At 58.9% G+C, this 13,101-nt stretch carries 14 protein-coding genes; 3 read left to right on the top strand and 11 right to left on the bottom strand.

All coding sequences use genetic code 11. From position 1 onward, the window contains the following. Positions 1-3: 3 nt before the first annotated feature. Positions 4-981, bottom strand: a complete 978-nt coding sequence (gene iolC / locus Q1A89_RS13260; RefSeq protein ID WP_299728827.1) for a 5-dehydro-2-deoxygluconokinase — start codon at positions 979-981, stop codon at positions 4-6. Position 982: 1 nt separating this feature from the next. Further along, positions 983-2,851: a 3D-(3,5/4)-trihydroxycyclohexane-1,2-dione acylhydrolase (decyclizing) gene (gene iolD / locus Q1A89_RS13255; RefSeq protein ID WP_299728824.1), complete on the bottom strand. Its 1,869-nt coding sequence runs from the start codon at positions 2,849-2,851 to the stop codon at positions 983-985. Positions 2,852-2,971: 120 nt separating this feature from the next. On the opposite strand from iolD, the gene Q1A89_RS13250 reads away from it, so the two are divergent. The 3 genes from Q1A89_RS13250 to Q1A89_RS13240 are packed head-to-tail and all read left to right on the top strand — an operon-like array spanning position 2,972 to position 6,140. Then, complete coding sequence (locus Q1A89_RS13250; RefSeq protein WP_299728821.1) at positions 2,972-4,075, top strand: Gfo/Idh/MocA family oxidoreductase; 1,104 nt, start codon at positions 2,972-2,974, stop codon at positions 4,073-4,075. Between the two features lie 12 nt (positions 4,076-4,087). Further along, positions 4,088-4,984, top strand: coding sequence for a TIM barrel protein (locus Q1A89_RS13245; protein ID WP_299728819.1), 897 nt, complete (start codon positions 4,088-4,090; stop codon positions 4,982-4,984). Position 4,985: 1 nt separating this feature from the next. Continuing rightward, positions 4,986-6,140 carry a Gfo/Idh/MocA family oxidoreductase gene (locus tag Q1A89_RS13240; protein ID WP_299728816.1) on the top strand — a complete coding sequence of 385 codons (1,155 nt, stop codon included), beginning with the start codon at positions 4,986-4,988 and terminating at the stop codon, positions 6,138-6,140. Here the strand turns inward: Q1A89_RS13240 and Q1A89_RS13235 are convergent. The 9 genes from Q1A89_RS13235 to pcaC all read right to left on the bottom strand — a co-directional run bounded on the left by Q1A89_RS13235 (position 6,137) and on the right by pcaC (position 13,068). After that, positions 6,137-7,135 (bottom strand): LacI family DNA-binding transcriptional regulator, encoded by a 999-nt coding sequence (locus Q1A89_RS13235; RefSeq protein ID WP_299728813.1) that lies wholly within the window; start codon positions 7,133-7,135, stop codon positions 6,137-6,139. The genes Q1A89_RS13240 and Q1A89_RS13235 overlap by 4 nt on opposite strands. Before the next feature lie 8 nt (positions 7,136-7,143). Next, entirely contained in the window at positions 7,144-7,341 is a 198-nt protein-coding gene (locus tag Q1A89_RS13230) for a hypothetical protein (RefSeq protein WP_299728810.1), read from the bottom strand. After that, positions 7,338-8,111, bottom strand: coding sequence for an ATP-binding cassette domain-containing protein (locus tag Q1A89_RS13225; RefSeq protein WP_299728807.1), 774 nt, complete (start codon positions 8,109-8,111; stop codon positions 7,338-7,340). Before Q1A89_RS13225 ends, Q1A89_RS13230 begins: the two co-directional genes overlap by 4 nt. A 10-nt stretch (positions 8,112-8,121) precedes the next feature. Then, positions 8,122-9,204: an ABC transporter permease gene (locus Q1A89_RS13220; RefSeq protein ID WP_299728804.1), complete on the bottom strand. Its 1,083-nt coding sequence runs from the start codon at positions 9,202-9,204 to the stop codon at positions 8,122-8,124. A gap of 88 nt (positions 9,205-9,292) precedes the next feature. Then, positions 9,293-10,228 carry a sugar ABC transporter substrate-binding protein gene (locus Q1A89_RS13215; protein WP_299728802.1) on the bottom strand — a complete coding sequence of 312 codons (936 nt, stop codon included), beginning with the start codon at positions 10,226-10,228 and terminating at the stop codon, positions 9,293-9,295. A gap of 58 nt (positions 10,229-10,286) precedes the next feature. Beyond that, positions 10,287-11,102 (bottom strand): TIM barrel protein, encoded by an 816-nt coding sequence (locus Q1A89_RS13210; RefSeq protein ID WP_299728800.1) that lies wholly within the window; start codon positions 11,100-11,102, stop codon positions 10,287-10,289. Between the two features lie 225 nt (positions 11,103-11,327). After that, complete coding sequence (gene pcaG / locus Q1A89_RS13205; RefSeq protein WP_299728798.1) at positions 11,328-11,942, bottom strand: protocatechuate 3,4-dioxygenase subunit alpha; 615 nt, start codon at positions 11,940-11,942, stop codon at positions 11,328-11,330. Positions 11,943-11,944: 2 nt separating this feature from the next. After that, positions 11,945-12,691, bottom strand: coding sequence for a protocatechuate 3,4-dioxygenase subunit beta (gene pcaH / locus Q1A89_RS13200; protein WP_299728797.1), 747 nt, complete (start codon positions 12,689-12,691; stop codon positions 11,945-11,947). Further along, positions 12,688-13,068, bottom strand: coding sequence for a 4-carboxymuconolactone decarboxylase (gene pcaC, locus Q1A89_RS13195; protein ID WP_299728794.1), 381 nt, complete (start codon positions 13,066-13,068; stop codon positions 12,688-12,690). The genes pcaH and pcaC overlap by 4 nt, the downstream gene beginning before the upstream one ends. Positions 13,069-13,101: the final 33 nt, after the last annotated feature.

The raw sequence follows: 13,101 nt of genomic DNA, 5'->3' as shown, positions 1-13,101 counted from the left end.
CCTTTATGCGGATGTCGGGCCGGAATGGTCGGCCAGAAATGTTTCCAGTGTTTCGCTATCTGCCATAGCAGGCGCACAGCCCGGACGCGAGACGGTGACCGAGGCGCAGGCTGACCCGCGCAGGATCGCGGTTTTGAGGTCATGCCCACCGGCAATCGACGTCAGCATGCCCGCCATGAAACTGTCGCCCGCCCCTGTGGGTTTCAGCGCCTCAACCGGGTAGATTCCGGTACGGATTTCCTCGCCATTTGCAAACGTGATCGCGCCGTCCTGCCCCATCTTGTAGATTACGATGGCGGCTGAGGTTTCAGACAGTGCGCGCGCCTTGGCCAACCCCTTGTCGATGGAGCCTGCCATGAAGCCGAACTCTTCGTCATTTCCCACGATCATGTCGGATTCGGCCGCCGCCCGGCTGAGCACGTCAGAGGCGACCTGCGGCGAAGGCCATGAATAGGGGCGGTAATCGACGTCAAATATGATCGGCACGCCTGCCTTTTTGGCCAGCGCAAAGGCATGGAACGAGGCGCTGCGTGAAGGCTCGGCGGCAAAGACTGTTCCGGCGGTGATGAGTGCGCCGTATTTGGCGTAATCGACCGCGTCGACATCTGCCTTGTCCATTTGGAAATCGGCGGCCCCATTGCGATAGATTACCGATTGGTGCCCTTCGACGCGGGATTCGTAGACGGCGAGCGAGTTGCGGAACTCGCCGCCAATCGGAGTCACATGGGTGGCGTCCACGCCGTAGCGTTTCAACTGGTTCACGCAGTAGCGCCCGATGCTGTCATCCGAGACTCGCGTGACGAGGGCGGCGGCCCCTCCAAGTTTGCAGATACCTGCCGCGATGTTGGCCGACGAGCCGCCAAGGCCTGCGGTCATCACGTCCGCCTCTTCGGTCGCGCCGCCTGCGGGAGTAAAGAAATCCATCCCTGCGCGGCCAACCACGACAAAATTGTTCGCCTTGATCCCTTCGATCAGGTCCATATCAGACGCCCTTGCGCTGGCGTGCGCGCGCGCTTTCAACGTCTTTGTGGGCCGCAGTCACGCTGGCGCTGTTCGAAATGTGTGGCGTGCCGACCTCCCACCACGTGTGTCCTTCGGTCGTCCAGCCGTTATAGGCGTCAACCTTGGCGCAGATCACATAGGTCTTGTCGCTGGCCTTGGCCCGCTCGAACGCGGCACCCAGATTGGCCATCTCGACGGTTTCGGCCTTGGCCCCCATGGCGCGCGCGTGCGCCTCGAAATCGACAGCGAAGGGTTCGGGCACGGTGGGTGTGTCAGTGATCAGGTTGTTGAAACTTTCGTGCCCGGTGTTGTTCTGCAATTTGTTGATCACCGCAAAACCACCATTGTCCAGCACGACAACGATCAGTTTCTTGCGGGTCAGGACTGAAGAGTAGATGTCCGAATTCATCAGCAAATAAGATCCGTCGCCGGTGAAGACGATGGTGTCGCTGTCGGGTTCATCCTCGGACTGCGCAATGCGCGCACCCCAGCCACCGGCGATTTCATAACCCATGCAGGAAAAGCCGAACTCGACGTCGACCGTGCCGATGTCCAGCGTTTTCCAATTGGCGGTGACTTCGGCAGGCAAGCCGCCTGCAGCCGCCACAACACGGTCGCGCGGGCTGCACAGATCGTTGACAGTCCCGATGGCCTGAGCGTACGAGGCGGGCCCGTTTCCGACCCGGGTGTTTTCGACGACATAGGCCGTCCATTTGGCGCGTTCGCTTTGCGCTTTCTGCGTCCAGTCTTGTGGCGTGGTGTAGTCGGCCAGGGCGTCGTCCAGAGCGGGTACCGTCAGCTTGGCGTCGCCCACCACGGTCATTGACATGTGCTTGGCCGCGTCATGGCGACCCACATTCATTCCGATGATCCGCGCATTCTTGGCAAAGGCAGTCCATGAGCCGGTGGTGAAATCCTGCAACCTTGTGCCGATGGCGAGGATCACATCGGCCTCTTCGGCGATGGTGTTGGCGGACTCCGAGCCCGTGACACCGATCGGGCCGATGTTCAACGGATGGTCGTTTTTCAGGTTCGCCCGTCCTGCAATCGTTTCGACCACGGGAATGCTACGGGCCTCGGCGAAGGCGGTCAGTTCGGTCACCGCGCCTGCATATTGCACGCCGCCCCCTGCGATGATCATGGGGCGCTTTGCGGATGTCAGCAGTGCCGCGGCCTCTGCGATTTCGGCGTCATCTGCAGGCTGGCTCCGGATGCGGTGCACCCGCTCTTCGAAGAAGGAGACCGGATAGTCGTAAGTCCACCCCTGCACATCCTGCGGCAGACCCAAAAAAGCCGGACCGCAATCAGCCGGATCCAGCATCGTGTTGAGGGCCGCAGGCAGCGACTGGATGATCTGCGCGGGGTGCGTGATGCGATCCCAATAGCGCGAGACAGCCTTGAACGCGTCGTTCACGCCAAAGGTTGGATTGTTGAAGTGTTCCAACTGTTGCAGCACCGGGTCGGGCAACCGCGTCAGGAACGCGTCCCCGCACAACAACAGCATGGGCAGGCGGTTGGCATGGGCCAATGCGGCTGAAGTCAGCAGGTTGGCCGTGCCCGGCCCGGCCGACGCGGTGCAGAACATGAAGCGACGACGCAGCTTGTGCTTGGCATAGGCGGCAGCCGCGAATCCCATCCCTTGTTCGTTTTGTCCCCGATAGAGCGGCAGTTCGTCGCGATGAGCATAAAGCGCCTCGCCCAGACAGGTGACGTTGCCATGCCCGAAAATGCCGAACCCGCCACCGCAAACACGGGTTTTCACGCCGTCGATCTCGATATATTGCGCCGCAAGGTAGCGAATGATGGCCTGCGCAGTTGTCAGGGTAATGGTGTCGCTGCCCTGTCCCATGACGTACCTCCGGTCTGGTAACTATTTCTTGCCGGATAACATTGGTGTTGACCAGCGGCTACAAACAAGGATACGCATTTTGCAACCGGTTGCAACGAGTTTCTGGAAGGCATGTCAGCGATGACCGAGATCAGAATTGGAATTGTCGGTGGTGGCTACATGGGCAAGGCCCACGCGGCAGCATATGCGGCTGTCGGCACAGTGTTTGAGACAAACCTGCGCCCGGTGCTCGAGATGGTTTGCGCCACGTCCGAGCCATCCGCACAGCGCTACAAACAGAAATTCGGGTTCAACCGATGCACCACGGATTGGCACGACTTGGTCAACGACCCGGCCATCGACGCGGTTGTCATTGCCTCGCCGCAAGGCACGCACCGTGCCATTGCGGAGGCCGCATTTGCGCGGGGTCTGCCGGTGTTCTGCGAAAAACCGCTGGGGGCTACGCTCGAAGACAGTCGTGCCATGCTGGACGCAGCTGAAGCAGGCGGCGCCATCCACATGAGCGGGTTCAACTACATCCGCACGCCTGCATCGCAATATGCCTATCAACTGGTCCAGCAGGGGCGCATCGGTGATCTCACCTATTTCCGCGGCGAGCATACCGAGGATTTCTCAGCCGATCCCGACGCGCCCTACACATGGCGCTGTGAAGGGATGGCAAACGGCTGCATGGGTGATCTGGCCCCCCACATGATCAACGGCGCGCGTCGCCTCATGGGTCCGATTGCGCGGTTGAGTGCGGTTGTCGAGACCGTACACAAGACCCGCGACGGCAAACCTGTGACCAACGACGATCAGGCCCAGATGATGGTTGAATTTGAAAGCGGTGTGCAGGGCCACATCCATGTCAGCCGCGTCGCGACCGGGCGCAAGATGGGTTACAGCTATGAGATCCACGGGACCAAGGGCATGATCATTTTTGATGGCGAGGACCAGAACGCCCTGAACCTGTACCTGCGCGAAGGGTCCGAGGCGGAACAGGGCTTTCGCAAGATCCTGACTGGCCCTGCGCATCCCGACTATGCGGCCTTCTGTCAGGGGCCGGGGCATGGCACCGGCTATCAGGATCAAATCATCATCGAGGCCAAGGATTTCCTGACCGCCATCGAGACCAAGACCAACATCTGGCCGACCTTTGCCGAGGGCATGGAGGTCAACCGCGTTGTCAAAGCAGCTATCGATTCCAGCGCCAAGCGGGCCTGGGTCGACCTTGCAGATTACTAAAGGAATACAAAGATGATCAAAATCGGAAATGCGCCCTGTTCATGGGGCGTGGAGTTCGCAGATGATCCGCGCAACCCCGGCTGGCGCAAGGTGCTGCACGAAAACGCCGAAGCCGGCTATACTGGGATCGAGCTGGGCCCTGTCGGTTTCATGCCCGAATACCCGGCGATCCTTGGGGACGCTCTGGAAGAGTTCAATCAAGAACTGGTTGGCGGCGTGGTCTTTCGCCCGTTCCACGACCCTGAGGCCTGGGACGACGTGATGGACGGCGCGGTGCGCACCTGCAAGGCGCTCAAGGCGCATGGCGCGCAGCATCTGGTTTTGATCGACAGCATCTCGCCCCGTCGTGCGCCCACTGCGGGTCGTGCCGACGAGGCCGAACAGATGGACAAGGCCGAATGGGCCGCATACCGCGACAAGATCGCGACCGTGGCCAAGATGGGCACCGAAGAGTACGGCTTGACCGTGGGCATCCATGCCCACGCGGCTGGCTTCATGGACTTTGAACCCGAGCTTGAGCGCCTGCTGAGCGAAGTGGACGAAAGCATCCTCAAGATCTGCTTTGACACCGGCCATCATTCCTATGCCGGTTTTGATCCCGTGGCCTTCATGAAAAAGCACATTTCGCGCATCAGCTATATGCACTTCAAGGACATTGATCCCAAGGTGAAGGAAGACGTCGTCGCCAAGCGTACCGGGTTCTATGACGCCTGTGCCCAGGGCATCTTTTGCAATCTCGGCGACGGTGATGTGGATTTTCCGGCCGTGCGCCGTGTGCTGGAAGAGAACGGCTTTGAGGGTTGGTGCACGGTCGAGCAGGATTGCGACCCGCAGGGCGACACCTCTCCCATCGACGATGCCAAGCTGAACCGGGCCTACCTGCAATCCATCGGTTTTGAAGGAGCCTGATATGACGAAACTCAAATGGGGCATGATCGGCGGCGGCGAAGGCAGCCAGATTGGACCAGCCCACCGTCTTGGAGCCGGGCTTGACGGGTTGTTCGAATTCAGCGCCGGTGCGCTTGATCACCGGGCTGATGAGGGCATCGACTATGGCCACCGACTTGGTCTGGGCGACAGGGCCTATGGGTCGTGGCAAGACATGCTGGAAGGCGAGAGCAACCGCGATGACCGCGTCGATCTGGTAACGGTGGCCACGCCAAATTCGACCCATTACGAGATCACCAAGGCGTTCCTCGAGGCCGGGTTTCACGTGCTGTGTGAAAAGCCGATGACCATGACCGTTGATGAAGGCGAAGATATCGTCAACACGGCCAGGGCAACGGACCGGATATGCGCAGTGAACTACGGCTATTCGGGCTATTCGTTGGTGCGGCACATGAAGGCCATGATCGCGCGCGGCGACATCGGCAAGGTACGTGTCGTCAACGCCGAATTCGCCCATGGCCACCACGCCGATGCGGCAGATGCGGACAATCCGCGCGTGCGCTGGCGCTATAATCCTGCACAGGCGGGTGTGTCGGCGCAGTTTGCGGATTGCGGTATTCACGCGATGCACATGGCGTCCTTTGTGACCGGGCAGGAAGTGACCAAGCTATCCGCCGATTGCGTGTCCTGCATTGAGGTGCGCACGCTCGAAGATGACGCGATGGTGAATTTTCGCATGAATGGCGGTGCCGTCGGGCGGCTGTGGACCTCGTCCATCGCCATCGGTCGTCAACACGGGCTGGGCATTCAGGTCTTTGGCGAAACCGGCGGTCTGCGTTGGAGCCAGGAACAACCCAACCAGCTATACTACATGCCTCTGGGCGAACGGTTGCAAATAATTGAACGTGGCGAAGCAAATCTGTCACCTGAGGCGGATCGCACCACCCGTGTCACCATCGGCCATGCCGAGGGGATGCCGCTTGCCTTTGCCAACATCTACAAGGACCTCGCCGAAGCCATCAATGCGCGCAAGGACGGTCGAACCATGGATCCGGCGGCAAACCTCTATCCCCGCGCCGAGGACGGATTGCGGTCGATGGCGGCAGTTGTTGCTGTCGCGCAATCAGGCAAGCAAGACGGGGCGTGGCTGGACGCGCGGCCACCGATGTTCCGCTAGGTTAGGTGGCTGAGCGTCCCGCGCTCGACCACGCAGCATTCGAACAGACGCGCCTCGGGCGGGCAGCTGTTGTCTTCGACCCGTGCGCAAATCATGTCGATCGACGCGGCAATGATATCCTTGATCGGGTTGCGGATCGTGGTCAGGTTGATGTTTTCCCACCCCGCCATCTGCATGTCGTTGAGGCCGATGATCCCAACGTCATTCGGCACGCCGAGACCAGCAGATTGCAGCGCGGACAGCACCCCGATGGACAGCACGTCATCGCCGCAGAAGTAGGCCTGCGCGAGGGGGGCCTCAAGCAGGCGCTGCATTTCGGCGCGCCCTGCTTCGAACGAGTATTCCGCCGCAAAACTGGTGGTTGCCTCGACGTGCTTGTGGCGCGCGACTTCGCCCAGAAATCCGGATTGCCGGTCCTGGGTTGAGGTCGCACCGCGCGGCCCGCCGAGGAATCCGATCCGGGTGTATCCATGGGCGATCAGCGTTTGCGCTGCCAGCCGTCCCGCCGCGATATTGTCAATGCCAAGCACACTGACATCGGGATTGTCCATCAGACGGCCAAAGGACTGCACCACCGGCACACCTGCAACACGAAAAGCGTCGGCGAAACTGGGCGGCAGGGTCGACGAGGCCACGATCACGCCATCCACCGAATACTGGCGCAGCATCCTGACGGATTGCGCGGCGTCGGTTTCGTTGGTGAGATTGACCAAAAGCGGACGTAGACCCCGGTCCTGCAAGCCCTTGGTGAACAGATCAAAGACTTCGAGAAAGATCGGGTTGTGAAAGTTGTTCGACACCAACCCAATCATCTTGGTGCGGCCGGTGGTCAGCGACGAGGCAAGAGCATTGGGGCTATAGCCCAGATCTTCTGCGGCCTTGCGGACCTTTTCGCGGGTCTTGGCGGAGACCGACGCACCTTCGGTATAGGTGCGCGACACGGCAGAGCGTGACACACCCGCCAGTTCCGCCACATCTTTAAGAGTTACGGCCAATGCGCGCCCTACCCGTCCGTATCGCGGTCATAGTCGTTGACGCAGAACCGCCAGCCCGACAACGCGCCCATCCCGAAAAAGACAACTGCCCAGACGACCTGTCCGGTGGCCAATTCAAACAGGCCCCAAAGGACGCAGACAGCCACGACACAAACCCTGATCCAGACAGGTGCAAAGAACGGGTCTGTAAAGTCGAAGAATTTCACGCTGCGCCTTCATACTCCGCACCGGTTTTTGCACCGGTAATGTAGGACACCACATCGTTGCCGTCCGTGTCTTCTTTGTTCAGGTTCGCCACGATCCGACCGCGCCGGAAGACAATGATACGATCTACCAGATCGAACACCTGCCGCATGTTGTGGCTGACCAGAATGAGTGGTTCACCCTGTTCTTTCAACGTGCGGATGATGTTTTCAACCTGCGCCGTTTCCTGAACGCCCAAAGCTGCCGTGGGTTCGTCCATGATGGTCAATTTTGAGGCAAAGGTTGCCGTGCGGGCGATGGCCACACATTGGCGCTGACCGCCTGACATGTTGGCGATCGTGTTGCGGATGTTAGGGATTTTCACCCCCGTTCGCTCGAGCCCTTCGATGGTTTCGCGCCGCATGGCCTTGTAGTCGAGAAAGCGGAATGGGCCGAGCCAGTTCAGCTTGGTCTTTTCACGGCCCAGAAACAGGTTGTCGGGCACGTCCAGATCATCGGCCAGTGCAAGTGTCTGGAACACGGTTTCAATGCCCGCCTCACGTGCATCGATGGGGCCAGAAAAGTGGACCTCATTCCCATCGAATGTGATCTTGCCGCTCGTGCGCTGTTCGACCCCGGTGATCTGGCGCACAAATGTGGATTTGCCCGCGCCGTTGTCACCCATGATCGCCACGTGCTCTCCCTTTTTTAGGGTAAAGTCGGCGTCGTTCAGCGCGTGCACGCCACCGTAGTGTTTGGTGAGGCCTTCGGTTTGTAGAATAATGTCGCTCATGACGTGCCCCCTAGCTGCGTAACAACGCGCGTTCTTGGCGCATTTTGTCCAAGACCACCGCACTGATGATAATTCCGCCCATCGCCATCAACTGATAGAACGCGTCGAGCTTGATGTAGGTGAAACCGGATTGGATAACACCAAAGACCATGGCCCCCAGCACGGTCCCGACGATCGATCCGCGCCCACCTGTGAGGCTGACGCCACCGATCACGGCCATCGCAATTGCGTAAAGTTCGTAAAAGATCCCCATGCCGGATTGGGCCGTGAGGTTTTTCGAACTCAGGATCACAGCCGCAAAAGCCGCCAGCATCGAGGCGATCATGTAGACCAGCACCTTGTGGCGTTGCACGTTGATGCCGGACATGCGCGCGGCATCCTCGTTGGAGCCGATGGCGTAGGTGTGCTTGCCGTAAAGCGTGTAGCGCAGCAAAACGTGACACAAGATCGCCAGAGCCAGAAACCAGAAGACCGGCATCATCCCTTTGCCGAGAGCGGCGTAGCCCTCGGTCGGGAAGGACACGGGCTTGCCCCGCGTCCAGGCCTGCGCGATGCCGCGGCAGATCAGGAACATGCCCAGTGTCGCGATGAAGGGCGGGATGCGCGTGTATGCGATGAGCGATCCGTTGATCGCCCCTATGAAGGCCCCAAAGGCGAGCCCGACAATGACCGGTATCAACACCGGCAAATCAAAAGCCCATGTTCCCAGAACCGGGTTGGGGTTCAGGTTTCCGTTGACCAGTTCGGTCTGTGCAAAGGACATCACGATCATCGCCGTCGCACCCACCAAAGGGCCCGATGACAGATCGATGCCTGCAGTGATGATGACCTGCGTCACGCCCAGCGCGATGATCCCGATGATCGAAACCTGCAGAATGATGATGCGCAGCCGGGCTTCGTTAAAGATGGTGTCGAAGCGATCACGCGTGTCGAACAGAAAGCTCTGATCGTTCATGTAAGGCAGCGTCTGCCCGAGAATTTCAAAGATCACCACGATGATGATCAGTGCGAAAAAGATATTCAGCTCATTGGGCCAAGATCTCTTTTTGGAATCGAAGGCGAGCCCACCGGTTCCTTGTGATGTATCGGACATCCTATTCCCTCTTTGGCCCAATTCGGGCTGCCCTGATGGGCGTTAGAAATATGGGCGGCACTGCAAGCGCCGCCCACGTTATTTTAGTCTACTGGAAGTCAGCCAGGTTTTCAGGCGTCACCAGCTTGAAGGGGATGAAGACTGTCTTGTCGACATCCTCGCCACGTGCCAGCTTGAGCGCTGTGTCGATGGAACCGGCACCTTGACCTGCAAGGTCCTGGAACACGGTCACGTCCATGTCGCCTGCGGCCATCGCAACCAGTGCGTCCGGTGTGGCGTCCACACCGCCCACAACCACATCGTCCATGGACATGCCTGCGGACTTCATCGCCTGAATGGCGCCGATGGCCATTTCGTCGTTGTTGCCGAAGACTGCGTCAAACGGCTCGCCCGAAGAAATCCAGTTGGTCATCAAATCCTGCGCTTCGTCACGGGACCAGTTGGCCGTCTGCTCGTCGATCAGCTCGATGAAGTTGCACATGTCCATGCCGATCACGTCGTGGAAGTCCTTGGAACGTTGGACTGCGGCCTGGTTGGATAGCTGACCCATCAGCATATACGCCTTGGCGCCGCCGGACTTACCCTGCGCGCGCAGATCCTGGCACATGCGGAATGCTGCGAGTGTGCCGGATTCGATTTCGTTGGAGGCCACGAACGCCTGACCTTCTGGCAACGTGTCCATGTTGATCGGCTGGCGGTTTACGTAGACCAGCGGAACACCGGCAGAGGCGGCGGCGTTCGACATCGCTTCGGTCGCGTTTGTATCAACCGCGTTCACGATGATGGCGTCAACGCCGGACGCGATGAAGTTGTTGATCTGGTCAAGCTGGCGTGCCACATCGTCCTGTGCATCTTCGACCTGCAGGTCCACGCCGTCCAGCGTATCGGCGTGCGATGTCATGCCGTTGCGCATGATGGTCAGGCCGTTGTCGTCAAAACGTGCAACAGACACGCCGATGGTTTCAGCCATCGCGGTTGTCGCCATCAGTGCCGTTATACCGGCGGCCAATAGAAATTTGTTCATGTTCTTCTCCCTAGGTTCGTGCCCGGCACACGATTGATTAAGCCGGGTTGGCTCATTTTCAGAGCGTTTCGGTTGCGCGCACCCGCCCTGCATTTTCGGCAAGGCTGTGCGCAATATGATCAATGGACCCGGCCAATGCGGCGGACGGGTCGGTGAGGTTGTGAATGTCGGGTGCAAAGGCCTCGAACGAGATCGGACCGTCATAGCCATTGTCAGCAAGCGCCTTGATTTGCGCCACTGATCCGAGACGGTCTCGGGGACCGACCAGAACCCGGTGTTTGTCCTCCAATTCGTCCACTTGTGGCGCTGGATCATCGACACCGGAGATATGCATCAGCATCGTCAGGTCAGCCTGCAGCGTGTCCGATTCCGCAAGGCAGTGATGGAAAGTGTCGTGGATGATCCCAAAGCATGCGGGGCGGCCTATAGCGTGCAGCACATCGGCCACATCTTGTTTGAAACGCAGGGTGCTGGTGCCAAAGCCAATCGGCTCGATCAGCCCAACCTGCTGATGTTCTTCAAGCAACGGGCGCAGGCGTGTCAGGCTGGTTCTCAACATTTCTCTTTGCACGTCGCGCGCGGTTTCATGGGTCAGCACGGCAGGGATCAGGGCGACGCCCAACGCGCCACAGGCCTGTGCCTGACGGATCAGCGCCTTTGCTTTTTGCATGTCCACATCGGGGCTGTTGAACGCCTTGATCTCTGCGACGGCCAGAATTTTCAAACCACGTTCTGACGCCTGCTGACCGACATCCTGAGGTGAGTGGCCGCCAAAAATGTCGCGGCCTAGATCGTTTCGCAGCTCAACGCCAAACGCGCCAAGCCTGGCGGCAAGGTCCAGCAGCGCGTCCACCGAACGGTTCGGCGTAGTCATATGATTTATGCCAATCGGCTGCATAAGGGGCGACGATTCTCCACTCGGAATGCGCCCACCTTATCGTCATTGATTTATTTTGCAACCGGTTGCATTATTGACCGCATGCCGAATGAACCCGAGATTTGAACTGCCCGGAGCGCAGAGATCAACCTGCACGCTCACGTTTTTCTGTCACGTATTTGGTAAGTCCAGCTCGTACATACGGGTGCGAATGTCGGGTTCTCACATATCGAAAAAGATGGTCTCGAGCGGACCTTGCAGATGAATGTCGAACCGGTAGCTCCCAACACCTTCCGGTTTGGCCAGCAGGGTCGGAATACGGTTTTGATGCTCGATTCGGGTCAGGATTGGATCGGTTACATTGGCCTCCGCTTCATCCTCGAAATAGATGCGGGTGTGCAAACCGACATTGATGCCGCGCGCTACGATCCATGCGTTAATATGAGGGGCCTGCATGCGTCCGTCCGGGAAAGGGACGGCACCCGGCTTGACAGTTTCGAACGTGAATTCACCGGTTTCCATATCGCCCGGAGACCGCCCCCAACCGGTAAAGTGGGGGTCTGCCGTTCCGCGCGTTTCATTGGCAGAGGGAAACAGACCTGCCGCGTCTGGTTGCCAGATTTCGATCATTGCGTCGCGCAACGGGGTTCCGGTCCCATCAAAGACTGTGCCCTTGATGCTAATTTCCGTGCCTTGAACCGGCCCTGTTTTCATCGACGTGCCAAGGTCTCCGCCATACATGCCGATCCCTGTGAAATTGGGAGTGCAGCCAATATGCACATAAGGCCCGCCAGTCTGGCTTGGACTTTCACGCAAGTAATTCAATTTTTGCGCCATGATCAAAGACCTTCCGGGCGATTTTCAAAGTAGGACTGGCGTCGTCCGCGCAGCACGATATCAAACTTAAACGCACGGCTGTCCATCGGGACCGTGCGGTTCATGTCCAGTGGTGCTGTCAACGCATCGACTGCATCCTGGGATTTCAGGACGCCGACGATGGGACACAGTTTGATATGCGGATCACCCTCGAAATACATCTGGGTGATCAAACGCTGCGCAAAGCTGTGGCCAAATATGGAAAAGTGAATGTGCGCAGGTCGCCAATCGTTCGGGCCATTGGGCCAAGGATATGGACCGGGCTGAATGGTGGCGAGCTCATAGCTGCCGTCCTCACCTGTGATCGCGCGTCCGCAACCACCAAAATTCGGGTCCAGAGGCGCCAGATAACTCTCCTTCTTGTGGCGATAACGCCCCCCGGCATTGGCCTGCCAAACCTCCAGCAGGGCATCTGGGACACCGCGACCGTTCTCATCCAGAACGCGTCCATGCACGATGATACGCGGACCTATCGCGCTTTCACCAGCCTTTGCAAAGTTGTGGATCAGGTCGTTGTCCAGCTTGCCAAGCAGGCCATGCCCAAACAGGGGCGCCGTTTCCTCGCTGAGGGTGGTCGGGAAAGACAGCAAAGCAGCCTGAGGGCTTCGTTTGACGCTCGTCTTGTATGATGGTGTCAGCGCATCGGGTTGCCAGGTCCGGTCACGCGGAAAAAAACCACCCTGCCTTGTCGGTGTGTTTTGGGCGCTCATAAAGTGACTCCCATCTCGGCATAAGTCTGTTTGGCCAGTTTGATCGCATGGTTCGCCTTGGGCACCCCCGCATAAACGGCCACGTGCAAAAATGCTTGCATAACATCCTCGGGGCTGGCGCCCGTGTTGGCGGTTGCCCGGATATGCATTGGGATTTCCTCGAAATTCCCTGTCGCCGCCAACAGGGAAAGCGTCAGCATCGAACGTTCCCGTTTGCTGATGGTATCATCCGACCACAACGTGCCCCAAGCGCCCTCGGTGATCAGCGTCTGAAACGGGACGTCAAAGGATGACTGGTCGGCCTCGGCCCGGTCGACATGCATGTCGCCCAGAACAGAACGACGCGTGGCCTGGCCCACCTTGAAACGATCAGACATGGCATTGTCCTTCTGACAGAGATTTTGATTGGC

This window comes from uncultured Tateyamaria sp., assembly GCF_947503045.1.
Lineage (GTDB): Bacteria > Pseudomonadota > Alphaproteobacteria > Rhodobacterales > Rhodobacteraceae > Tateyamaria.
This window is presented reverse-complemented; position numbering and strand designations above follow the sequence as displayed.